The 21,106-nt window shown below is 63.1% G+C and carries 23 protein-coding genes and 1 tRNA gene; 13 read left to right on the plus strand and 11 right to left on the minus strand.

The annotated features are described in order from the left end of the window. The first annotated feature begins 538 nt into the window (after positions 1-538). Positions 539-826 carry a hypothetical protein gene (locus CK224_RS16735; protein WP_245307357.1) on the plus strand — a complete coding sequence of 96 codons (288 nt, stop codon included), beginning with the start codon at positions 539-541 and terminating at the stop codon, positions 824-826. A gap of 359 nt (positions 827-1,185) precedes the next feature. On the opposite strand, the gene CK224_RS16740 is transcribed toward CK224_RS16735, so the two are convergent. The 4 genes from CK224_RS16740 to CK224_RS16755 all read right to left on the minus strand — a co-directional run bounded on the left by CK224_RS16740 (position 1,186) and on the right by CK224_RS16755 (position 2,754). Continuing rightward, positions 1,186-1,668 (minus strand): pyridoxamine 5'-phosphate oxidase family protein, encoded by a 483-nt coding sequence (locus tag CK224_RS16740; RefSeq protein ID WP_095782506.1) that lies wholly within the window; start codon positions 1,666-1,668, stop codon positions 1,186-1,188. A 132-nt stretch (positions 1,669-1,800) separates the two neighbouring features. After that, positions 1,801-1,875 (minus strand) — tRNA-Glu (locus CK224_RS16745). Positions 1,876-1,960: 85 nt separating this feature from the next. Then, positions 1,961-2,374 (minus strand): VOC family protein, encoded by a 414-nt coding sequence (locus tag CK224_RS16750; RefSeq protein WP_095782507.1) that lies wholly within the window; start codon positions 2,372-2,374, stop codon positions 1,961-1,963. After that, entirely contained in the window at positions 2,371-2,754 is a 384-nt protein-coding gene (locus CK224_RS16755) for a fimbrial protein (protein ID WP_067002059.1), read from the minus strand. The genes CK224_RS16750 and CK224_RS16755 overlap by 4 nt, the downstream gene beginning before the upstream one ends. A gap of 115 nt (positions 2,755-2,869) precedes the next feature. Between CK224_RS16755 and CK224_RS16760 the strand changes: the two genes are divergently transcribed. The 3 genes from CK224_RS16760 to CK224_RS16770 all read left to right on the plus strand — a co-directional run bounded on the left by CK224_RS16760 (position 2,870) and on the right by CK224_RS16770 (position 5,546). After that, positions 2,870-3,862, plus strand: a complete 993-nt coding sequence (locus CK224_RS16760) for an RluA family pseudouridine synthase (RefSeq protein WP_245425970.1) — start codon at positions 2,870-2,872, stop codon at positions 3,860-3,862. Positions 3,863-4,072: 210 nt separating this feature from the next. After that, positions 4,073-4,984, plus strand: coding sequence for an RNA polymerase sigma factor RpoH (gene rpoH, locus CK224_RS16765; RefSeq protein ID WP_067002056.1), 912 nt, complete (start codon positions 4,073-4,075; stop codon positions 4,982-4,984). A 244-nt stretch (positions 4,985-5,228) separates the two neighbouring features. Then, the gene (locus CK224_RS16770; RefSeq protein WP_197504270.1) at positions 5,229-5,546 is read left to right on the plus strand and encodes a hypothetical protein; all 318 of its coding nucleotides are present in this window, start codon (positions 5,229-5,231) and stop codon (positions 5,544-5,546) included. Positions 5,547-5,846: 300 nt separating this feature from the next. Here CK224_RS16770 and CK224_RS16775 read toward each other — a convergent pair whose 3' ends face one another. The 3 genes from CK224_RS16775 to CK224_RS16785 all read right to left on the minus strand — a co-directional run bounded on the left by CK224_RS16775 (position 5,847) and on the right by CK224_RS16785 (position 7,340). Then, complete coding sequence (locus tag CK224_RS16775; RefSeq protein WP_095782509.1) at positions 5,847-6,506, minus strand: peroxiredoxin; 660 nt, start codon at positions 6,504-6,506, stop codon at positions 5,847-5,849. A gap of 191 nt (positions 6,507-6,697) precedes the next feature. Continuing rightward, positions 6,698-7,063 carry a cell division protein ZapA gene (locus CK224_RS16780; RefSeq protein WP_067002048.1) on the minus strand — a complete coding sequence of 122 codons (366 nt, stop codon included), beginning with the start codon at positions 7,061-7,063 and terminating at the stop codon, positions 6,698-6,700. 4 nt (positions 7,064-7,067) lie between these two features. Beyond that, positions 7,068-7,340, minus strand: coding sequence for a DUF4164 domain-containing protein (locus CK224_RS16785; protein ID WP_040973690.1), 273 nt, complete (start codon positions 7,338-7,340; stop codon positions 7,068-7,070). A 260-nt stretch (positions 7,341-7,600) separates the two neighbouring features. Between CK224_RS16785 and tkt the strand changes: the two genes are divergently transcribed. The 5 genes from tkt to CK224_RS16810 all read left to right on the plus strand — a co-directional run bounded on the left by tkt (position 7,601) and on the right by CK224_RS16810 (position 15,319). Further along, entirely contained in the window at positions 7,601-9,592 is a 1,992-nt protein-coding gene (gene tkt, locus CK224_RS16790) for a transketolase (RefSeq protein ID WP_095782510.1), read from the plus strand. 207 nt (positions 9,593-9,799) lie between these two features. Beyond that, entirely contained in the window at positions 9,800-10,810 is a 1,011-nt protein-coding gene (gap, locus tag CK224_RS16795; RefSeq protein ID WP_067002042.1) for a type I glyceraldehyde-3-phosphate dehydrogenase, read from the plus strand. 168 nt (positions 10,811-10,978) lie between these two features. After that, the gene (locus CK224_RS16800; protein WP_095782511.1) at positions 10,979-12,868 is read left to right on the plus strand and encodes a potassium/proton antiporter; all 1,890 of its coding nucleotides are present in this window, start codon (positions 10,979-10,981) and stop codon (positions 12,866-12,868) included. 103 nt (positions 12,869-12,971) lie between these two features. After that, entirely contained in the window at positions 12,972-14,168 is a 1,197-nt protein-coding gene (locus CK224_RS16805) for a phosphoglycerate kinase (RefSeq protein WP_095782512.1), read from the plus strand. A gap of 125 nt (positions 14,169-14,293) precedes the next feature. Further along, positions 14,294-15,319: a class I fructose-bisphosphate aldolase gene (locus tag CK224_RS16810; protein WP_095782513.1), complete on the plus strand. Its 1,026-nt coding sequence runs from the start codon at positions 14,294-14,296 to the stop codon at positions 15,317-15,319. Between the two features lie 243 nt (positions 15,320-15,562). Here CK224_RS16810 and CK224_RS16815 read toward each other — a convergent pair whose 3' ends face one another. Further along, positions 15,563-15,742, minus strand: a complete 180-nt coding sequence (locus CK224_RS16815; protein WP_176477937.1) for a hypothetical protein — start codon at positions 15,740-15,742, stop codon at positions 15,563-15,565. Between the two features lie 185 nt (positions 15,743-15,927). On the opposite strand from CK224_RS16815, the gene CK224_RS16820 reads away from it, so the two are divergent. Together CK224_RS16820 and CK224_RS16825 are read left to right on the plus strand one after the other, a co-directional pair. Further along, positions 15,928-16,092, plus strand: a complete 165-nt coding sequence (locus tag CK224_RS16820; RefSeq protein WP_082953649.1) for a hypothetical protein — start codon at positions 15,928-15,930, stop codon at positions 16,090-16,092. A gap of 222 nt (positions 16,093-16,314) precedes the next feature. Then, positions 16,315-17,034 carry a YafY family protein gene (locus CK224_RS16825; protein WP_059189944.1) on the plus strand — a complete coding sequence of 240 codons (720 nt, stop codon included), beginning with the start codon at positions 16,315-16,317 and terminating at the stop codon, positions 17,032-17,034. A 65-nt stretch (positions 17,035-17,099) separates the two neighbouring features. Here the strand turns inward: CK224_RS16825 and CK224_RS16830 are convergent, their stop codons facing one another. The 3 genes from CK224_RS16830 to CK224_RS16840 all read right to left on the minus strand — a co-directional run bounded on the left by CK224_RS16830 (position 17,100) and on the right by CK224_RS16840 (position 19,446). Next, positions 17,100-17,801: a DUF1013 domain-containing protein gene (locus CK224_RS16830; protein ID WP_067319324.1), complete on the minus strand. Its 702-nt coding sequence runs from the start codon at positions 17,799-17,801 to the stop codon at positions 17,100-17,102. A 254-nt stretch (positions 17,802-18,055) separates the two neighbouring features. Then, positions 18,056-18,196 (minus strand): DUF1127 domain-containing protein, encoded by a 141-nt coding sequence (locus tag CK224_RS16835; protein WP_067002031.1) that lies wholly within the window; start codon positions 18,194-18,196, stop codon positions 18,056-18,058. A gap of 239 nt (positions 18,197-18,435) precedes the next feature. Continuing rightward, positions 18,436-19,446 (minus strand): NAD(P)H-quinone oxidoreductase, encoded by a 1,011-nt coding sequence (locus tag CK224_RS16840; protein ID WP_095782791.1) that lies wholly within the window; start codon positions 19,444-19,446, stop codon positions 18,436-18,438. A 109-nt stretch (positions 19,447-19,555) separates the two neighbouring features. On the opposite strand from CK224_RS16840, the gene CK224_RS16845 reads away from it, so the two are divergent. Both CK224_RS16845 and CK224_RS16850 read left to right on the plus strand, forming a co-directional pair. Next, a complete protein-coding gene (locus tag CK224_RS16845) occupies positions 19,556-19,750 on the plus strand; it encodes a DUF1192 domain-containing protein (protein WP_067002029.1) in 195 nt (64 codons plus the stop codon). A 102-nt stretch (positions 19,751-19,852) separates the two neighbouring features. Then, complete coding sequence (locus CK224_RS16850) at positions 19,853-21,100, plus strand: MFS transporter (protein ID WP_067002026.1); 1,248 nt, start codon at positions 19,853-19,855, stop codon at positions 21,098-21,100. The last annotated feature ends 6 nt before the right edge of the window (positions 21,101-21,106 follow it).

The following is a 21,106-nucleotide window of genomic DNA, read 5'->3' on the forward strand; positions in this document are numbered from 1 at the left end:
GGACTTGCAACGGTCATGGCGCAACTCATCCCGCTTTCGCAGGTGAGCGGTTTGCCGCTTCCGTTTGGGAGCGTGCTGACTATGAGCGGTCAATCCCATCAGGGGTGTAGCCGCAGAGGCAACCAAAGGTCCCTCGCTTGCGCTCATTAATCGCGACGGAGTTTATTAGCTACGCCTAAAGTTCTGATGTCAGCCGTCGAAAGGTGGCGCATGCCCCTTGCCCACATGGGGTAAAAGGCCCGGCCTGTCTGCCCTAGGTCCCCCGATACGCCACAGGCCGGGCCCCCCCAACCTTTAGGCTGCACTGTTCCGCGCCGCCTTTTTCAGCAAGCGCGATAGATGCACGTCGTGAAGCTCCTGAACGCTTTGAAGAAGTTCGAGGAATTCAAGCACCGAGGTGGTGGGCAATTCGAGGGGTTGTAGTTTGGCTGGGAAACAAAGAAGCGCTAGCCCGCCTGGTGGAAGTCACTGAACAGGCGGGGAGCTATCCGTCTTTGCGCCTACGGCAGATAGATGAGCCGCTTCTCCAATCGATACGATGAATCCCATCATTGCCCGATGCTACTTTGAGGAGGCAACCGGTTTTGCAGCCCTGGCAGCTAGTAGGCTTGAGGGGTTGGATATGAGCAGAACGACTCTCGTTGCGATTGCTTTCCTCGTCATCAGCATCGGCCCGACCGAAGCCAATGGCCATAAAGTTTTGCCGGTTTGCACCGCGTCGAGCTCACTGTCCGAGGTCTTGCATGGCAAGTGTTTTCTCGTCAAAGGCTCGATGATCTATGGCGACATCGCCGATCTTTCCCAGATAATCCAATTGGGATGGTAGCCAAGGCCGAATCGGTGCCTAGACGCTATCGCATGACTGAGCCACGCCGTTTCTTACCGGGAAATAGCGCAGCGCCTTCCCCTCATGGGACAGCGCGGAAACAGGGGCTTCAAAGCCCAGGGGCAAAAAGCGCCGCTCCGATAACGTCGAGTATAACGCCAGGCGCGCGCCAGTGGCGGATTCGTGCGCCTATCTTCCATCCCGGTGCGTAACGCATTGCCGCCGCAAACTGGCGCGGTTCATTCTGGTCGCGAGCCCATAGAGTGGATGCGTGGTTGCATTCCAGGCTGGAGGCCTTTGCCGCATCAACCGAGAATCAAGCAGAAATTACGCGGTCGACAGCCTGTCGCGACCGGCCCCTAAAGGTCGACCTTGGCGACATTATCCTTGTATTCCTGCTTCGGGTCATATCCGAGCAGCATCTTGATGCCCGAAACCACGCTCGACGCATCGAGCCAGATTTCGGCTCGGTCCAGATCGAAGCGCAACAGCGTGAGTTTCGGATCGTCTTTGCCGCCCTCGAACCATGCTTCGACATAGGGGTTCCAGAGCCGATCGATCACAGCCCGATCATTGTCGACGCGAAGCTTGCCCTGCACCGTTGCGAAGAGGTCATGTCCCTTGGAGACGAACGTGGCCGTTGCCTGGTCGCCGCCGGAAAGGCCCATCGGAAGCTCCGTGTCTTTCGCCGTGAAAAACCAGATCGGACCGGTATCGTCCTTCTCCAGTTGTGCCGTCATGGGCCGAGGGATGATGTTGGAGCCGTCGAGGCCGATCATCATCGTCATGTCAGATTTCAGTGCTTTCCAGAATTTCGCTTCGAGCTCAGCGGGTGTCGGCATGTCTCATCCTTTCACTGAAAGAAAGGCAAACGGCCGACGGTGCTGTGTGTTCCTTCGCGCATTGCCTGGCTAAGGCTTCTCGATCGCTATTCGACGCGTCGTCGTTCAAAGCAGCTAAATTATTGGAATCAATGGTACGCCCAAGGGGAATCGAACCCCTGTTCCCGCCGTGAGAGGGCGGTGTCCTGACCGCTAGACGATGGGCGCGCTCAAGAACCGGCTACATAGGATGAAGGCCGGAAAAAAGCAACTGGGGTTTCGGACTGTTCGCGGACTTTGCGGACTGCCCTCGTCAACCCTGCCGTTTCGGCTCGATCAGATCCCAGAGATTGCCGTAGAGATCGACAAACACCGCCACCGTGCCATAGGGCTCGAAGCGCGGCGCCTCGCGGAATTCGACGCCCCTGCCAAGCATCGCCTGATGGTCGCGGGCGAAGTCGTCCGTTTCGAGAAAAAGAAACACCCGGCCGCCGGTCTGGTCACCGATGCGGCTTGCCTGCCTCTCGCCGGAGGCTGCCGCCAAGAGCAGCCGCGCGCCCTGCCTGTTTGCCGGCGTGACCGTCACCCAGCGCTTGCCGCCGCCGAGGTCGACATCCTCGCTCAGCACGAAGCCAAGCCGCTCGACATACCAGGCTATCGCCTCGTCATAGTTTTCGACGACGAGCGCCACGGTCGCAATGCTGCGGTTATCGGCAAAGCCGCTCATTTGTTGCGAATCGCGAACTGGCCGATGACGCGGCGCTCGGCAATGTCGTAGAGAAAGATGGAACGGCTGCCGTCGGCGAGCTCGGCATCGATCGACAGGCGGTTGCCGGACAGTGCCTGGCTGACCACCTTGGCGCCGACCGGCAGCACGATATCGCCGGAGAGGGGCGCGCCGGCCGGAGCCTGGACATCGCCGGCATGCACCGATCCGGCGCCGGGCGCATTGCGGGCTTTGTAGACAAGGGCTCCGATCACCACCATAAGGGCGAGGAACAGAAGACCGAGATTGACGATCATGAAGCGGATGAGCTTCCGGCGCACTTTTTCGGCCGCAGGGTCGAGCGGCTTCTCCTCATCTTCTTCGGCGATCGGCCGGGCCATGACTAAACAATCCGCAACGGGTTTCGATGAGCGCTCATAGCGAAGAGACCTCGATTTTGATAGGGCCCCGATTTTGAGACAGGATCAATTGCCGGGCGATGAGTTGGGTGGAGCGGTGGAGCTGGAAACCGGCGCCGATGCCGCAGGCCAGCGCCTCGACCAGTGGCTCACCGCCCAGCTCGGCCCGGAGATCTCACGCAGCCGCGTGCAGGCCCTCATCAAGCAGGGTGCGGTTACGATCGCCGGCAAGCCGGTCGAAGAGGCAAAGCGCAAGATGGCGCCGGGCGAGCGTGTCGCGGTCATCATGCCGCAGCCGGAGCCTGCCGAGCCGCAAGGCGAGGCCATTCCTCTCGACATCCTTTACGAGGACGACGAGCTGATCGTCGTCAACAAGCCGGCGGGGCTGGTTGTGCATCCCGGCGCCGGCAACTGGACCGGCACACTGGTCAACGCGCTGATCCATCATTGCGGCGACAGTCTTTCCGGCATCGGCGGCGTCAGGCGACCGGGCATCGTCCACCGGCTGGACAAGGAAACCAGCGGCGTCATGGTGGTGGCCAAGACCGACCGCGCCCACAAGGCACTGTCCGAGGCCTTCGCCGATCATGGCCGGACGGGCGACCTCGAACGCGCCTATCTGGCGCTGGTCTGGGGCATTCCGCAGCGGCCGACCGCCACCGTCGAGGCCGCGCTCGGCCGCGCCGCCGACCGGGTGCGGCGCGCGGTGGTTCCCGAAGGCCGGGACGACGCCCGGCATGCCGTCACCCATTTCACCGTCGTCGAGCGTTTCGGCGGGCGGCAGAAGGAATTCACCACCGCAAGTCTGATCGAATGCCGCCTCGAGACCGGCCGCACGCACCAGATCAGGGTGCATATGGCGCATATCGGTCATCCGGTGGTCGGCGATCCGGAGTACGGCCAGGCCTTCCGCACCAAGGCCAACCGGCTGCCGGAACCGCTGAAAGGCGAGGTCAAGGCATTTTCCAGGCAGGCGCTCCATGCCTGGCTCCTTGAATTCCGACACCCGACCACCCATCTACCGATGCGGTTCGAGGCGCCGATGCCGAGGGACATGGAGGAACTTGTCGGCGGCTTTCGAATGCTCTGAACCGCCATCAAGACGCTTCAAACCAGCCATCAAAAAACCTGACTGGCGTTGTTCACTTCAGCGTGACACACTGTTTCGTGTTGAACAAATGCCTGTCCTTTCTGGTTTTGTTCCTATATACAGCAGTTGCCGCGAATGAGCCGATTGGCATTCGCGTCACATGCCCGCCGCGTTACGGGGGCATCACTCCAATAGAGAGGGGGCGCTATCATGGCCCAGTCACTACCCAGTATCGTTTCCGGTGAAGGCGGTCTCGCCCGCTACCTGGAAGAAATCCGTCGCTTTCCGATGCTTCAGCCCCAGGAAGAGTACATGCTCGCCAAGCGTTATGCCGAGCATCAGGACACTTCCGCCGCGCACAAGCTCGTCACCAGCCATTTGCGGCTCGTCGCCAAGATTGCCATGGGCTATCGCGGCTACGGCCTGCCGATCGGCGAGGTGATCTCGGAAGGCAATGTCGGCCTCATGCAGGCTGTCAAGAAATTCGAACCGGAGCGCGGCTTCCGGCTCGCCACCTACGCTATGTGGTGGATCAAGGCCTCGATCCAGGAATACATCCTGCGCTCGTGGAGCCTGGTCAAGATGGGCACCACCGCCAACCAGAAGCGCCTGTTCTTCAACCTGCGCAAGGTGAAGGGCCGGATCCAGGCGCTCGACGACGGCGACCTCAAGCCCGACCAGATCGCCGAGATCGCCACGCGTCTCAACGTTTCCGAGGCCGAAGTGGTGTCGATGAACCGTCGCCTGTCGGGCGACGCTTCGCTCAACGCCCCCATCAGGGCGAGCGAAGGTGAGTCCGGTGAATGGCAGGACTGGCTGGTCGACGATCACGAAAGCCAGGAAGAGATGCTGATCGAGCAGGACGAGCTGGAAAACCGGCGCTCGATGCTGTCGGGCGCGCTGTCGGTGCTCAACGACCGCGAGCGGCGCATCTTCGAGGCGCGTCGTCTGGCCGAAGAGCCGCTGACGCTGGAAGAGCTGTCGGCCGAGTTCGACATCAGCCGCGAGCGCGTGCGCCAGATCGAGGTGCGCGCCTTCGAGAAGGTGCAGGACGCGGTCAAGGCCGCGGCCAAGCGTCAAAACCAGGCGCTGCGCACCATCGAAGCGCAGCCGGCGGCGTAAAAGCTCGAGGCATTACGCAAAGACAAAACGGCGGCGCCAGCGTCTGGCGCCGCCGTTTTTTAACGTTGCAACACCTGCGATTTGGCAAGCTTCGCAAAGGCAGATGCAAATGTCTTCCCGCCAAGACAAGAAGAGAATTTGGCACGTTTGCGAGTTGCACCGCCAAAGCCTTGGCAAATGTTGCTATCCGTATTACGACAGGTATCGGCGTAGGAAATTTAGCGCTCTGAACGAGCAGACACATGTGCAGAGCGATGCGTCAATGAAAAATGTTCAGTTAATCGATGGCGCCGACAACACCGCGTACAATATCTATGCAGTTTCAGATGAAGATTTTGAGTTAATTTTTCCGAATGGTCAGGATATCGAGTTCATTGAGGATTTCTTTAAGCGCGTTGGGAGCAAAAGGGCGAAGCAGGTTCAAGAAAGTTTAAGTAGAGGTTTACAAAGAAAAACCGAAGTTAATGGTATACACGGAACACTGTTCTATCAGCTAAAACGGCAGAAGAAGCGCTATTACCCAAACAAAAAGTTTTCAGACGACCCTTCATCGACGCGTTGATCGTACGCGAGCAGTCAGAATTGGTATATTAACTCGTCGACCTCCGGCTTCGCACTTTTGCGGTCCGACCATACGTTCCAACGCCTGCGATTGGCGAAGGCGGCGAAACAAGCCCTTTCTCCCCGTCACGATACGGGGAGAAATGTCCGGCAGGACAATGAGGGGCAGCGCCGACGCTGCAAGGTTGATTGCTCAGCAAAAATCTCCGAGCAGCTTGGCGCTCATCTATCGATCGCCGCGCCGCCCCTCATCCGCCCTTCGGGCACCTTCTCCCCGTTGAACGGGGAGAAGGTAAAAAGCTCACGCCGAGGGCTGCTTGGTCTTCCTCAGATACGGCAGCACCGTCTCGTAGGCGCCGAAGCGCTTGATCGCGTCCTCGTTGGAGACGGCGGCGGTGATGATCACGTCCTCGCCCTGCTTCCAGTTTGCCGGCGTCGCGACCTGGTGCTTGGCCGTCAGTTGGATGGAATCGATGACGCGCAGGATCTCATCGAAGTTGCGGCCGGTGGTCATCGGATAGGTCAGCACCAGCTTGATCTTCTTGTCCGGGCCGATGACGTAGACCGAGCGCACCGTGGCGTTGTCGGCCGGCGTGCGGCCTTCAGAGCTCTCGCCGGCGCCCGCCGGCAGCATCTCGTAAAGCTTGGCGACGGCGAGGTCCCTGTCGCCGATCAGCGGATAGTTCACCGTCTGGCCGGTAGCTGTCTTGATGTCGGCCTGCCATTTGTCGTGGCTCGACACCGGATCGACGGAAATGCCGATGATCTTGACGTTTCGCTTTTTGAATTCGCCCTCGAGCCCGGCCATCGTGCCGAGCTCGGTCGTGCAAACCGGCGTGAAGTTCTTCGGATGGCTGAAGAGCACTGCCCAGCCGTCACCGATCCATTGATGGAAATTGATCGTCCCTTGCGTGGTCTCGGCCGTGAAATCCGGCGCGATATCGTTGATACGAAGGCTCATCGCGGGCTCCCTACCCTGTAACATGGCGCCGGCATGGGCCAACCCCAGCGGCGCGCGTCAGCTTCTATACCGCCGGAAGGAACGGTTCAAAAGGCTTGTGTCTGCAAGCGTGATCGGAACGACGGAAAAATTTCTGCTTTTCCTGGAAAAGACAGCAGAATTTCCATAGTGGACGCAGGGGATTGGCGGGCTTAAGCCTTCTTCACCGCCAGCGTCGTCGCAAGGTCTTCCATGCGCTGCGCAAGTGCCGCGAGCGCGGTCGTCAGCACGCTGTCGCTCTTGTCGGCCTTGGTCAGCGCCTCGTCGCGCGTCTTGCGCAGCGTCAGCACCTCGCTCTCCATGCCCTTGACCCGCTTGTTGAGCTCCGAAAGCTCATCCATCACCATGATGCCGGCCATGACTGTCAGCCGCTGGTCGCCGATCTCGCCGAACGAATCCTTCAAATGCATGACATACCGGTCGAAGCGCTCGGCGAGGTCGATCAGATGCTCTTCCTGGCCCTCGTCGCAAGCCATCCTGTACTGCTTGCCGTCGATGGAAACGGTGACCTGTGCCATTGGCTTACCTGTCCAGTACCGCGCGAATGGTTTCCATGGCGGTCACCAGCCGGCGCGACACTTCCTTGTTGGCGTCTTCCAGCCGTTCGGCGCGCGCCTCGGAATTGTCGAGCTCCTGCGCCAGCCGCGAGCGGTCGGCGTTCATGCGCTGCACCTCGGCCTCGGCTTCGGAATAGTCGCGCTCATGCTCGAGCCGCGCCGCCACGGCGTTTTCCAGTCCCTCCATGGCTTTGCCTAGCCTGGCGATGACTTCCTTGAGGGTCGTTTCCCCGGTCATGGCCTTCGTCCTATGCCCTGCCCGTCACCGAATCGCTCGCGTTCAGAACGCGTTATCTCGGAAAGATTAGGCGCCGGGTGAAGCGCGCGTCAATAAAGCTCTCGCGACTGTCCCCCGCTAACGCTAATGTAGCGTCGCCGGCGCCTTCACAAGGCCGGCAAAAAAGCACCGATTTGTTGACTCGAAGGCCGCGCCTGCTATGTGTCGCGCACCCTTTCCACGGGCTCTCCCAAGGCTCCAACCCCTATTCCGGAGGAAGCATGACCTCGCGTGAACAACATGATCGGATGGCCAATGCGATCCGTTTTCTTTCCATGGACGCCGTCGAGAAGGCCAATTCCGGCCACCCCGGCCTGCCCATGGGCTGCGCCGACATCGCTACGGTGCTGTTCACCCGCTTCCTGAAATTCGACGCCAGGGCCCCGCACTGGGCCGATCGCGACCGTTTCATCCTGTCGGCCGGTCACGGCTCGATGCTGCTCTATTCGCTCCTGTACCTCACCGGCTATGAGGACATGACGATCGACCAGATCAAGAACTTCCGCCAACTAGGATCGAAGACCGCCGGCCATCCCGAATACGGCCATGCCGCCGGCATCGAGACCACCACCGGTCCGCTCGGCCAGGGCCTCGCCAACTCGGTCGGCTTCGCGCTCGGCGAGCGCATCATGAACGCCGCCTTCGGCGACGACCTGGTCGACCACTACACCTATGTGCTGGCCGGTGACGGCTGCTTGATGGAAGGCGTCTCCCAGGAAGCCATCGCGCTCGCGGGCCATCTCAAGCTCAACAAGCTGATCGTCTTCTGGGACAACAACAACATCTCGATCGACGGCCCGGTCTCGCTCGCCGACAACACCGACCAGGTCGCCCGCTTCCAGGCCAGCGGCTGGAACGCCAGCCACATCGACGGCACCGATCCGGAAGCCATCGCCTACGCCATCGAAGCCGCCCGCCATTCCGACAAGCCGACGATGATCGCCTGCAAGACGACCATCGGCTTCGGGGCCCCAACCAAGGCCGGCACCAACAAGGCGCATGGCTCGCCGCTCGGCGCCGACGAAATCGCCGGCGCCCGCAAATTCTTCAACTGGGAATCGCCGCCCTTCGAGATTCCGGCCGACATCCTCGACGCCTGGCGCGGCGTCGGCACCGCCGGCGCCAAGGCGCGCGCCGATTGGGAAGGCCGCCTTGCCAAGGCCGACGCCAAGCTGAAGGGCGAATTCGAGCGCCGCCTCGCCGGCAAGCTGCCGGACAATTTCGACGCCGTCATCGCCGAGTACAAGAAGAAGCTTTCGGCCGACAAGCCGAAGGTGGCCACCCGCAAGTCCTCGGAAATGGCGCTGGAAGTGATCAACGGCGCTGTTCCCGAAACCATCGGCGGCTCGGCCGACCTCACCGGCTCCAACAACACCAAGACCAGCCAGACCAAGAACATCACTCCGGACGACTACGGCCAGCGCTATGTTCATTACGGCATCCGCGAGCACGGCATGGCGGCGGCCATCAACGGGTTGACCCTGCATGGCGGCCTGATCGCCTATGGCGGCACCTTCTTGTGTTTTTCGGACTATGCCCGCCCGTCGATGCGCCTTGCCTCGCTGATGGGCATCCGCTCGATCTTCGTCATGACCCATGACTCGATCGGCCTCGGCGAGGACGGCCCGACCCACCAGCCGGTCGAGCATCTGGCCGCACTACGCGCCATTCCGAACCACAACGTCTTCCGCCCGGCCGACGCGGTCGAGACGGCGGAATGTTGGCAGCTGGCGCTGGAGTCCGAAAAGACGCCTTCGACGCTCGCGCTGACCCGCCAGAACCTGCCGACCGTGCGCAGCGAACACAGCGAGAAGAACCTCAGCGCCTCGGGCGCCTATGAGCTTGCCGCGGCAAACGGCGAGGCGGCCGTGACGATCTTCGCCACGGGCTCGGAGGTCGAGGTCGCCCTTGGCGCCCGCGAGTTGCTCGAAAAACACGGCCATCCGACCCGCGTCGTATCGGTGCCCTGCTTCGAGCTGTTCGACCAGCAGGAGGAGGACTATCGCAGGAAGACCATCGGCAACGCCAAGGTGAAGGTCGCTATCGAGGCCGGCATCCGCCAGGGCTGGGACCACCTGATCGGTATCGACGGCATCTTCGTCGGCATGACCGGCTTCGGCGCCTCCGGCTCGATCGAGCAGCTCTATCCGCATTTCGGCATCACCGCCGAGGCCGCCGCGAAGGCCGTGGAGGCGCGCCTGCACGGCAAATGAGCCATCGCATGTCGCTCAAAGCGCGCAGCGATCTCGAGCGGCATGCATAAAAAGCAACGCCCCGTCCGGCGAAGCCCATTCAAAGGAAGTCGCCGGACTGGACCAACCTAATCGATTTAAATTCCGGCTTCTGCGGCTGGATTCTTTGCACGCCCGCCGCTATGAAGCAGCGGACCCATCCACTTTCCAGCCCCCAGGGAGAGAAACATGACCGTCAGAGTTGCCATCAACGGATTTGGCCGCATCGGCCGCAACATCCTGCGCGCCATTCATGAATCCGGCCGCAAGGACATCGACGTCGTTGCCGTCAACGACCTCGGGCCGGTCGAGACCAACGCGCATCTGCTCCGCTACGACAGCGTGCATGGCCGCTTCCCGCATGAAGTGACGGTCGACGGCGACCAGATCTCCGTCGGCAAGGAAAAGTTCAAGGTCACCGCCATCAAGGATCCGACCCAGCTGCCCTGGAAGGATCTCGGCATCGACATCGCGCTCGAATGCACCGGTATCTTCACTGCGCGCGACAAGGCTGCCGCGCATCTGACGGCCGGCGCCAAGCGCGTCATCGTCTCGGCCCCGGCCGAAGGCGCCGATCTCACGGTCGTCTACGGCATCAACCACGACAAGCTGACCAAGGACCACGTCGTCATCTCCAACGCGTCCTGCACCACCAACTGCCTGGCCCCGCTTGCCGCCGTGCTGCACGAGACCGTCGGCATCGAGAAGGGCATGATGACGACGATCCACTCCTACACCGGCGACCAGCCGACGCTGGACACCATGCACAAGGACCTTTACCGGGCCCGCGCCGCGGCGCTGTCGCAGATCCCGACCTCGACCGGTGCCGCCAAGGCGATCGGTCTGGTCCTGCCCGACCTCAAGGGCAAGCTCGACGGCATCTCCATCCGCGTGCCGACCCCGAACGTCTCGGTCGTCGATTTCAAATTCATCGCCAAGCGCTCGACCACCGCGCAGGAGATCAACGAAGCGCTGATCGCCGCCTCCAAGGGCAAGCTGAAGGGCGTGCTCTCGGTCACCCATCACCCGAACGTCTCGATCGATTTCAACCACGATCCGCACTCCTCGATCGCGGCGCTCGACCAGACCAAGGTCATGGACGGCAACTTCGTCTCGGTACTCTCCTGGTACGACAACGAATGGGGCTTCTCGAACCGCATGGGCGACACGGCTGTCGCCTTCGGCAAGACCATCGCCTGACCTCAGGGCTTCCTTTTTGATCGTGTGAAACGCCCGGCTTCGGCCGGGCGTTTTCGTTCGACGCAGCGGCATGGGGCAAAAAAGCCACGCTGCCGCCTTGCACTGGTCATGTCTTCGCCCCACTCTGCCGTAAAGCGGGAGGGACGCGGATTTGAGGGGCAATTCCGGATGGAGCATGCGATCTATCTCGTGACGCTGGTCGGCACAGCGCTTGTTGTCGCCGCCGCCTTTTCGAGCCTGATCGCCTTCCGCTTCGGCGCGCCCCTGCTGCTCCTCTTCCTCTGCATTGGCCTTGCCACCGGCGTCGACGGCCTTGGCATCGAATTCGACAATGCGCGGCTGGCTTACTTCGCCGGCTCGTTGGCTTTGGCCATTATCCTGTTCGATTCCGGTTTCGGCACGCCGCTCAACGCCTTGCGCCAGGCGGCCGGGCCGGCGCTGTCGCTGGCCACCGTCGGCGTCCTCCTGACCACCGGCATCTTCGGCGTCGCCGCCTACTACCTCCTCAATCTCAGCTGGCTGGAATCCTCGCTGCTCGGCGCCGCCGTCGCCTCGACCGACGCAGCGGCGGTGTTCTTCCTGCTGCGCGCCGGGGAAATCCATTTGCGCGAGCGCGTCCGTTCGACGCTCGAGGTTGAATCCGGCACCAATGATCCGATCGCCATCTTCCTCACCATCTCTTTGGTCGAGATCATCGCCGCGCATGCCAACCCTGAGGCAAACGTTCTCGCCACCAGTTTGGTGATCGGCTTCTTCATCAACATGGGACTCGGCGCCATCATCGGCGTGCTCGGCGGCTTGGCGATCGTGCGCCTCGTCGAGCGACTGAACCTCGACCATGGCCTGCTGCCGATCTTCGTGCTGACGCTGTCGCTGATGGTGTTCGCCGCAGCCGGCGCCGTCGGCGGCTCGGGCTTCCTTGCGGTGTATCTCGCCGGCCTCGTCGCCGGCAATTCCGACATTCGCGCCGTCACCATCCTGAAGCGCTTCCAGGACGGCATGTCGTGGCTGGCGCAGATCATCATGTTTTTGATCCTCGGCCTGTTTGCCACGCCCTCGCAATTCCCAGCGATCCTGCTGCCGGCGATCCTGCTCGGCCTGTTCCTGATCTTCGTGGCGCGGCCCTTGGCCGTCTGGCTCTGCCTGATGCCGTTCCGCCTGCCACGTCCGGAGGTCGCCTTCGTCTCCTGGGTCGGGTTGCGCGGCGCCGTTTCGATCTTGCTTGCCATCACGCCACTGCTCGGCGGCCTCGCCAACGGTCGCCTCATCTTCAATGTCGCCTTCATCATCGTGCTGGTCTCGCTGGTGGTGCAGGGCTGGACCGTCGGTCCGCTGGCGCGCCGTCTCGGCCTCATTGTGCCGGCAAGGCTTGGACCGCTCGACAAGGTCGAGCTCGAGCTGCCGGGCTCGGCCCACCACGAGCTGCTCGCCTATCGCGTCGCCCCCGGTAGTCCGGTGGCGCGCGGCGAACGCATCCCGCGCTGGGCGAGGCCTTCGCTGGTGCTGCGCGATGGCCGCTCCATGCGGTTCCAGGACATGGGCCGGCTCGCCGCCGGCGATCAGGTCTACATCTTCGTGCCGGACCGCTATCCGCGCTTGCTCGACAAGCTCTTCGCCAGCCGCGCCGTCGTCGACCCCGAGGATGCCGACTTCTTTGGCGCCTTTGCCGTCGATCCGGCCCGCTCCGCCGCCGAGCTCGAAGCCGCCTATGGACCCGGCCTCACCGAGGCCGAACAGAAGCTCACCGTCGCGGCGCTGGTCACCGAGCGGCTCGGCGGCCAGGCCGAATATGCCGACCGCGTGATGATCGGCCCGATCGAGCTTATCGTGCGCGATGTCGACGAGAAGGGCCGGATCACCGGCCTCGGCCTGTCCTTCGAGCCGACCGCGCCGGTGGCGCGCGTGCCGGTTTTCCTGAGCGCCGGCGAGATCGCCGACCGCGTCGCCGCCTTCATCCGCAGCTGGCGCAAACCGGCGCCAGGCAAGGTCCCCCAAAGCGAGCCGGACAAAATGGCGACGTCCGAGCCCATAGCGCCAAAATCAGCCAGCGAGAGCTGACGTCACACAATGACACCATTTTTGCACCCGCTGCGTGACCCAGGCCTTGCATCGTGCCCGGTGGCGGGTAAGGTCGCCGCGTTTTTGGCGGAAAGGAACGACCATGGCCGGCTTCAAGACACTCGACGATATCGGCGCCGTTGGCGGCAAGCGCGTCCTGGTGCGCGTCGACCTCAACGTTCCCGTCGCCGACGGCAAGGTGACGGACGCCACCCGCATCGAGCGCATCGCGCCGACCATTTCCGAGCTCTCCGGCAAAGGCGCCAGGGTGATACTGCTCGCGCATTTCGGTCGTCCGAAGGACGGCCCGTCGGCCGAATTCTCGCTGGAGCCGATCGCTCGCGCCACGGCGGAAGTGCTCGGCCGCCCGGTCGGCTTCGCCTCCGACTGCATCGGCGACAAGGCCGCCGACGCGGTTGCCGCCATGAAGGATGGCGACGTCCTGCTTTTGGAAAACACCCGCTTCCACAAGGCCGAGGAGAAGAACGATCAGGCCTTCACCGAAAGGCTCGCCGCCAATGGCGACATCTACGTCAACGACGCCTTTTCCGCCGCGCACCGCGCGCATGCGTCGACCGAAGGCCTGGCGCACCGCCTGCCGGCCTATGCCGGCCGCACCATGCAGGCCGAGCTCGACGCGCTGGAAAAGGGTCTCGGCAACCCGGCGCGGCCCGTCGTGGCCATTGTCGGCGGCGCCAAGGTCTCGACCAAGATCGATCTTTTGATGAACCTGGTGAAGAAGGTCGACGCGCTGGTCATCGGCGGCGGCATGGCCAACACCTTCCTCGCCGCGCGCGGCACCGATGTCGGCAAATCGCTCTGCGAGCATGACCTGGCCTCCACCGCCAAGCAGATCATGATCGAGGCGGCCGAAGCCGGCTGCGCCATCATCCTGCCCGCCGACGGCGTCGTGGCGAAGGAATTCAAGGCGGGTGCCGCGAGCCAAACCGTCGCCATCTCCGACGTGCCCGCAGACGGCATGATCCTCGATGTCGGCGAGAAAACCGTGAAGAGCGTCACCGATTGGATCGACCGTGCTGCCACGCTGGTCTGGAACGGCCCGCTCGGTGCATTCGAGATCGAACCCTTCGACCGCGCCACGGTGGCTGCGGCAAAGCATGCGGCAGCCCGCACAAAGGAGGGCAAGCTGGTTTCGGTCGCCGGCGGCGGCGACACGGTGGCCGCGCTCAACCATGCCGGCGTCGCCGACGATTTCACCTATGTCTCGACCGCCGGCGGCGCCTTCCTCGAATGGATGGAAGGCAAGCCGCTGCCGGGCGTCGAGGTGCTGAAGCGCTGAGTCATTCAAGACTTTCCGAGCGGACGCAGCTATCGAGACTTTCAATCGATTCGAGCTTTTCGGCGTCATTCCTTTGGCGGTAGTGTTCTGCTAGCGCGGAATGAAACGCACCTTAGGAGAGCACCATGAGCGAACGTCTCGAAGACATTGCCGCCGCGATCGTGGCGGATGGCAAGGGCCTTTTGGCCGCCGATGAGAGCTCCGGCACCATCAAGAAGCGCTTCGACGTCATCGGCGTCGAATCGACCGCCGACAATCGGCGCGACTATCGCGAGATGATGTTCCGCGCCAAGGAGGCGATGACCAAGTATATTTCCGGCGTCATCCTCTATGACGAGACCATTCGCCAGAAGGCTGCCGACGGCACGCCGCTGGTCGACATCATCAAGGCCGCCGGCGCCATTCCGGGCATCAAGGTCGATGTCGGCGCCAAGCCTCTCGCCGGCTTTCCCGGCGACACCATCACCGAGGGTCTCGATGGCCTGCGCGAGCGGCTGGCGGACTACTATAAGCTCGGCGCCCGGTTCGCCAAATGGCGCGCGGTGATCGACATCGACACCGCCAAGGGCGTGCCGTCAGCCACCTCGATCGCCTCCAACGCGCATGCGCTGGCACGCTACGCCGCGCTCTGCCAGGAGGCAGGCATCGTGCCGATCGTCGAGCCGGAAGTGCTGATGGACGGCGCCCACTCGATCGACACCTGCTATGAGGTGAGCAAGGCGACCCTGCTGAAGCTCTATGGCGAGCTTTATGCCGCGCGCGTGGTGCTCGAAGGCACCATCCTCAAGCCGAACATGGTCATCTCCGGCAAGAAATCGGGCAAGAAGGACAGTCCCGAAGCGGTCGCCCAGAAGACGATCAAGCTGTTTCGCGAAACCGTGCCCGTGGCGGTGCCCGGCATTGCCTTCCTGTCGGGCGGCCAGGACGACGAGGAAGCGACGGCCAACCTTAACGCCATCAATGTCATCGGCCCGCATCCGTGGAAGCTCTCCTTCTCCTACGGCCGCGCCCTGCAGGCGGCCGCGCAGAAGGCCTGGAGCGGCAAGGCGTCGAACGTCGCCGCCGGCCAGGCTGCCTTCATCCATCGCGCCCACATGAATCATCTGGCGGCGCTCGGACAATGGCAGCCGGCGCTGGAAAAGGCCGCCTGATAGCAATGCATGTCGCCAGAAGTGTGCAGCGATTCTGGGGCAACGACATGCATCAACAACGGCTTGAAGCGCGTCGACGCGCTTTGAGCTTTCCCTAGTCTAAAGCGCTGAAAACCCGGTCCAACGCCCGGCCGGGCCAAGGCCCGGATTTTGTTTTGCGGGCCGCACTCCCAGCTGAGGCGTCGAACCAGCGGGGGCCAGCGCCGCCCTTCGCAGGCCGTCCTCACCTCAAATCGACGTGCCTCAAGTCCAATGCCCAAGCACGGCCGCCAGCGAGATTGCGGCCATTGCAAGCAGCGCCAGCTTCCAGAAATCGCTGCGGCGCTTCAGCCCCGGCCAGCCGAGCGGCTTGATGATCTGGATGAGCATGATGCCGATGATGACAAGGGCGAGCAGTTTCGTCATGCCGCCTTTGACCAGCATCTTCGGCGGCTGTCAAAGCGGTTCTTGGGCGCTTTCACCATCGTATCGCTCCTGACAAACAAAGGGGCGCCCTGGGACCGTGCTGATCGTTCTGGCGCCGGCTTCGGCTACCTCGCACCCCTGCTGACAGACTGCTGTCAGCAGGGGTGTGAGATACTCCTCTCGTCAAAAAGAGGAGCTCGGTCATGAACGGTTTTACCATCTTGCGTAGCGTGCAGCACTATGTCGGCAAGATCCGCACCGTGCGGAACGAGATCCGGACCCAGCGTTTCCTGAACACTTTGCCGGCGGACATTCGCAAGGACATCGGTTGGCCGGACCTTTATAACGGCCGCGTGCGTGAGAACTGAAATTTTCGGCGCATGACTTGGATAGCGGCCATGCCGCGCCCAGATGTAATGTCGGTTGAAACGCTGGGTTTCAGGAAAGACGCCGTTGTCCGGTGGTGGTAGTGGCTGCAGCCTCCTGACACTATGTTGTCAGGAGGCTTGCGTTATTGAAGCAGCCTCGAACCTGCGGGAACCGGTTTTGGGACCGCGGCATGCGTAGAACCGAAGCCAAGGGGTCAAACGATGCGCCGCGCCGACAGGCTTTTCCAGATCGTGCAGCACCTGCGCGGAGGCAGACTCGTCACCGCGCAGAAGCTCGGGACGTGGCTCGAGGTGTCCGAGCGGACCATCTACCGCGATATAGCCGACTTGCAGTCGACCGGCGTGCCGATCGACGGCGAGGCGGGTGTCGGCTACATGATGAGGGAAGGTTTCGACCTTCCGCCGCTGATGTTCACGCGTGACGAGATCGTGGCGCTGGTTGCCGGCGCCCGCATGGTGCGCGCCTTTGGCGGCGCGGCGATGGCAAGGGCCGCCGACGAGGCGCTGGTCAAGATCGGCGCGGTGCTGCCCGACACGGAAAAGGATCGCATCGCGCGCACCGAGATCCACACGCCGATGTGGGTGGTGAGCGATGCCGCGCGCGAGGCGATCGACCTCATCGAGCGCGCCATCGAGAAGCGCCAGGTGCTCACCATCGACTACTCGGACGAAGCCGGGCGCGGCACGGCGCGCGACATCCGGCCGCTGGGCCTCTGGTTCTGGGGCAAGGTATGGACCCTGGTCGCCTGGTGCGAGATGCGCGACGATTTTCGCGCCTTCCGCATCGACCGCATCGCTTCGGTGGTGATTGCCGGGCGTATCTACAAGCCGGAGCGCGGCAAGCAGCTCGCCGACTTCTATCGCGCCGTGGAACGCAGCGAGGATTACGGCATGGCGCCCGACCGAGCGGCGCGGACCTGACCTCCCCAGGCACCGCCGACAAAAAAGCCCGCGCGAAGCGGGCTTTTTTGTCGGGCTGGGAGACCTTACTCCTCTTCCCCGTCTTCTTTCTTGTCCTTCGACTTCAGCGCCGAAAGCTTGGCGAACACGGCATTGGCGTCGAGCTCCTGATCCTCGTCCTTCGGCTTCTCCGGAGCCGGCGTCAGCCTTTCGGTCAGCGCCGCCGGCAGCAGCGTGTCGCCGGCGACCGGCTGTGCCTGCTCGCGGCCTCGCGAGGCGCGGTTGACTTCCATGTCGAGGTCGATCTGCGAGGTCAGGCCCAGCGTCACCGGATCCATCGGCTGCAGATTGGCCGAGTTCCAATGCCGGCGCTCCCGAATCTGCTCGATCGTCGACTTGGTCGTGCCGACCAGCCGCGCGATCTGCGCGTCCTTGAGCTCGGGATGATTACGTACCAGCCAGAGGATGGCGTTCGGCCGGTCCTGGCGCTTCGACAGCGGCGTGTAGCGCGGGCCCTTGCGCTTCGATTCCGGCACCCGGACCTTGGGGTCCGAGAGTTTCAGCCGATGGTTCGGATCCTTCTCGCCGCGCGCGATCTCGTCGCGGGTGAGCTGGCCGGTCATGATCGGGTCCATGCCCTTGATGCCCTGAGCCGACTCGCCGTCCGCGATCGCCTTGACCTCCAGCGGATGCAGCCCGCAGAACTGCGCGATCTGCTCGAAGGAGAGCGCGGTGTTGTCGACCAGCCAGACGGCGGTGGCCTTGGGCATCAGCAGCGTATTGGCCATATCAAAATCCTTCTCGTTCGCCCGCGTTCCCGCGCGGGCGGTGGTTTTAGAGCCACCAAAATGGGAAATTCGCGGCCTGTATAAACGCTCCGTCACGATTTCGCAATGTTTTTGGCAGGGGAGCAGCTGGGACCCAAAAAGACAAAACCCGCCGGACGGAGTCCAGCGGGTTCGGAACCGGAGACGAGCAAGCGTCTGCGACGGCTCTGGCTTCGAGACTACGGCCCGGCCTTGCGGCCGGGTCGTGCTTCAAATCAAAGAGCCTGGCGGGCGATGCGCTCGATGTCGCCGCGGTTGATGCCGAGGTCGTTCAGCTGGCGGGCGTTCAGCTTGTTCAGCTCACGCACGGTCTCATTGTAGAGGCGCCAGTTGCGGAAAGCGCGGATCGGGTTCATTTCAGTCCTCCATTCGTGGGATCAGTTGTTCGATGCCGCGTAAATAGGCACCCTTGCCTACGAATTGAACGGACTCTTTTGCATGGCGGCAATGCATTTTGTGCATTGCAGCATTAGGCCTTTGTTCAGTCTCTCGCCAGGGATCCGAACGCCCAGGATGCGTCGAGGAAAGTACGTGAGCAGCGGAAGCGCAGGACACAATTGCTTGCAGGCCGGCCTCACCTATATCGGGCGACATCCTAGCCGACGTCGAGGACGATCTTGCCGATATGCTCGCCCTCCTCCATCCGCTCATGCGCCCGCCAGGCCTCCGTCAGCGGGAAGATCATGTCCATGACCGGAGCGACCTTGCGGGTGCCGAGCAGCGGCCAGACCTGAGCCTCGAGCGCCGCCGCGATGGCTGCCTTGAATTCGACGGTGCGCGGCCGAAGCGTCGAGCCGGTATGGACAAGGCGCTTGACCATGAGCTTTGCGAAGTCGGTGCTGGCGACCGCACCGGCCTGTACGGCGATCTGGACGATGCGTCCTTCGACCGCCGCCGCATCGTAGTTGCGCGCCACATAGTCGCCGCCCACCATGTCGAGGATGACGTCGGCGCCCCGGCCGCCGGTTGCTTCCTTGACCTCGGCAACGAAGTCCTGCTGGCGATAATTGATCGCCCGGTCGGCGCCGAGCCCAAGACAGGCGTCGCACTTCTCCTTGCTGCCGGCCGTGGTGATGACATAGGCACCGAATGCCGAGGCGAGCTGTATGGCCGTCGTGCCGATGCCGGACGAGCCGCCATGGACAAGTACCGTCTCGCCTTTCTTCAGCCCGCCGCGCTCGAACACGTTGTGCCAGACGGTGAAGTAGTTCTCCGGCACGGCCGCGGCCTCGGAATAGGTAAAGCCCGCCGGGATCGGCAGCACGCTGCCGGCGTGGACCTTGACATATTCGGCATAGCCGCCGCCCGGCGTCAGCGCGCAGACCCGGTCGCCGGTGCGCCAGCGCGATATCTCGTCACCGAGCGCCGCGATCTCACCGGCCGCCTCGAGCCCGGGCAGGTCCGAGGCGCCGGGCGGCGGCGGATAGGCGCCTTTGCGCTGCTGCACGTCGGGCCTGTTCACGCCGGCCGCGTGCACGCGGATGAGGACCTCGCCGGGGCCGGGCGTGGGCACGTCGCGCGTCTCCGGCTTCAGCACCCTGGGACCGCCAGGCTGCGAGATTGCGATCGCCGTCATCTTTGCCGGAATATGCTGTCCGCTTGCCATGAATTGTCCCGTTTCCTCATGCCGCTGGCCGGCTGTTTGCATCGGCATCCCTGCCCTATGTATGCTCATTACCAAATCAGGCAAATGGTGAAATCAGGGAGAAGCGACGATGGCGATCTTCGACGACGAACCCAGGAAGAAGCCCCGCCCACACGAGATCGGACAGGATCTGTCGCTGCTGTCTGTCGATGATTTGTCCGAGCGCATTGACCTGCTGCGCGAAGAGATCGCGAGGCTGGAAGCTGAGCGGGCCGCCAGGGGCGCCACCAAATCCGCCGCCGAGGCACTGTTTCGCCGCGGATAATCCTGGCTGCATGGCCAGCCGCCCCGGAAAAGCCTGAAAGCGACTGCCAGAGCTGCACCCTCAAACAGACCTGCGCTTCGAAATTACCAGCCGGATCAGCCTATGTTCGCAACCTACCGACCGATCCTCTCGCTGCTGCGCGGCACCGCGTTCCTGCTGGCGGCCTCCGGCCTTCACGGCCTGCTTTTGCCGCTGCGCGGCCAGCTTGAGGGTTTCTCGACCGCCTCGCTCGGCCTGATGGGCACGGCATGGGCCGGCGGCTTCGTCACTGGCTGTTTCTTCGCGCCGCGGCTGGTGCGCCGTGCTGGCCATGTCAGGGCGTTCGGCGCCTTCGCCGCCTCCGGCGCAATCATTGCGCTCCTCACCGGTCTCATCATCGACGAGTATTTCTGGATCCTGCTGCGCGCCTTCACCGGCTTCACCATGGCCGGCGCCTTCATGGTCATCGAAAGCTGGCTGAATGAGAAGGCCACCAACGAGAATCGCGGCACCGTCTTCGGCCTCTATATGATGGTCACCTATGCTTCGATCATGGGCGGCCAGATGATCGTCGCCGGCGGCGATGTGAAATCGGCCTCGCTGTTCATGATCACCGGCATCCTGTTCTGCCTGTCGCTCCTTCCGACTGCGGTATCGACCCAGTCGCATCCGAAGCCGCTGCAGGATGTCAAGCTCGACGTCAAAGGCCTCTACGCCAATTCGCCGGTGTCGGCGGTTGCCTGCCTTCTGATTGGCATAGCCAATGGCGCTTGGGGCACGCTCGGCGCCGTCTATGGCGCCCGCATCGGCATCTCTACCGCCGAGATCGCGCTGATGATGAGCCTGGTGGTCATCGCCGGCGCGGCCATGCAGCTCCCCGCGGGCCGGCTATCCGACACCACGGACCGCCGTTTCGTGCTGGCGGGCGCAGCCTTCGGCGCGGCACTGTTTGCCGTGCTGGTCTTTCTGGTCGAGCCGCGTTCCGGCGTTTTCGTCATCTTGCTGACGGCCGCCTACGGCGCCTTCGCCTACACGCTCTATTCGATCGCCGTCGCGCATGCCAACGACCACGCGCGGGCGGAGGATTTCGTCAAGGTTTCCGGCGGCCTGCTGTTGCTCTATGGCTTCGGCACCATGATCGGACCGCTGCTGGCCGCCGCTTTGATGGGCTGGCTGCGCCCCGAAGCGCTCTTCCTTGCGACCGCGCTCGCGCATCTCTGCCTTGCCGGTTACACCCTGCTCCGCATCCGCGCCCGCGCGCCGGTTCCGATCGAGAACCGCGATGCCTTCAAGACGCAGCCGGCCGACCGCGCCGTCACGCCGGAAGCCTTGCGGCTCGACCCGCGCACAAAGGTTGAAACCGATGGTTGAGATTTG

The sequence above is a fragment of the Mesorhizobium sp. WSM3862 genome (assembly GCF_002294985.1).
Taxonomy (GTDB): Bacteria; Pseudomonadota; Alphaproteobacteria; order Rhizobiales; family Rhizobiaceae; genus Mesorhizobium.

Excerpts from the sequence above, each read along its gene's own strand:
- CK224_RS16800 (WP_095782511.1), top strand. The coding sequence starts at position 10,979 with ATGGAGCATGCGATCTATCTCGTGACGCTGGTCGGCACAGCGCTTGTT.
- CK224_RS16835 (WP_067002031.1), bottom strand. The coding sequence starts at position 18,196 with ATGAACCCGATCCGCGCTTTCCGCAACTGGCGCCTCTACAATGAGACC.
- CK224_RS16780 (WP_067002048.1), bottom strand. The coding sequence starts at position 7,063 with ATGGCACAGGTCACCGTTTCCATCGACGGCAAGCAGTACAGGATGGCT.
- CK224_RS16810 (WP_095782513.1), top strand. The coding sequence starts at position 14,294 with ATGAGCGAACGTCTCGAAGACATTGCCGCCGCGATCGTGGCGGATGGC.
- CK224_RS16805 (WP_095782512.1), top strand. The coding sequence starts at position 12,972 with ATGGCCGGCTTCAAGACACTCGACGATATCGGCGCCGTTGGCGGCAAG.
- CK224_RS16815 (WP_176477937.1), bottom strand. The coding sequence starts at position 15,742 with ATGCTGGTCAAAGGCGGCATGACGAAACTGCTCGCCCTTGTCATCATC.
- CK224_RS16735 (WP_245307357.1), top strand. The coding sequence starts at position 539 with ATGAATCCCATCATTGCCCGATGCTACTTTGAGGAGGCAACCGGTTTT.
- CK224_RS16755 (WP_067002059.1), bottom strand. The coding sequence starts at position 2,754 with ATGGCCCGGCCGATCGCCGAAGAAGATGAGGAGAAGCCGCTCGACCCT.
- CK224_RS16820 (WP_082953649.1), top strand. The coding sequence starts at position 15,928 with ATGAACGGTTTTACCATCTTGCGTAGCGTGCAGCACTATGTCGGCAAG.
- CK224_RS16840 (WP_095782791.1), bottom strand. The coding sequence starts at position 19,446 with ATGGCAAGCGGACAGCATATTCCGGCAAAGATGACGGCGATCGCAATC.
- rpoH (WP_067002056.1), top strand. The coding sequence starts at position 4,073 with ATGGCCCAGTCACTACCCAGTATCGTTTCCGGTGAAGGCGGTCTCGCC.
- CK224_RS16825 (WP_059189944.1), top strand. The coding sequence starts at position 16,315 with ATGCGCCGCGCCGACAGGCTTTTCCAGATCGTGCAGCACCTGCGCGGA.
- CK224_RS16775 (WP_095782509.1), bottom strand. The coding sequence starts at position 6,506 with ATGAGCCTTCGTATCAACGATATCGCGCCGGATTTCACGGCCGAGACC.
- gap (WP_067002042.1), top strand. The coding sequence starts at position 9,800 with ATGACCGTCAGAGTTGCCATCAACGGATTTGGCCGCATCGGCCGCAAC.
- CK224_RS16785 (WP_040973690.1), bottom strand. The coding sequence starts at position 7,340 with ATGACCGGGGAAACGACCCTCAAGGAAGTCATCGCCAGGCTAGGCAAA.
- tkt (WP_095782510.1), top strand. The coding sequence starts at position 7,601 with ATGACCTCGCGTGAACAACATGATCGGATGGCCAATGCGATCCGTTTT.
- CK224_RS16750 (WP_095782507.1), bottom strand. The coding sequence starts at position 2,374 with ATGAGCGGCTTTGCCGATAACCGCAGCATTGCGACCGTGGCGCTCGTC.
- CK224_RS16740 (WP_095782506.1), bottom strand. The coding sequence starts at position 1,668 with ATGCCGACACCCGCTGAGCTCGAAGCGAAATTCTGGAAAGCACTGAAA.
- CK224_RS16830 (WP_067319324.1), bottom strand. The coding sequence starts at position 17,801 with ATGGCCAATACGCTGCTGATGCCCAAGGCCACCGCCGTCTGGCTGGTC.
- CK224_RS16850 (WP_067002026.1), top strand. The coding sequence starts at position 19,853 with ATGTTCGCAACCTACCGACCGATCCTCTCGCTGCTGCGCGGCACCGCG.
- CK224_RS16845 (WP_067002029.1), top strand. The coding sequence starts at position 19,556 with ATGGCGATCTTCGACGACGAACCCAGGAAGAAGCCCCGCCCACACGAG.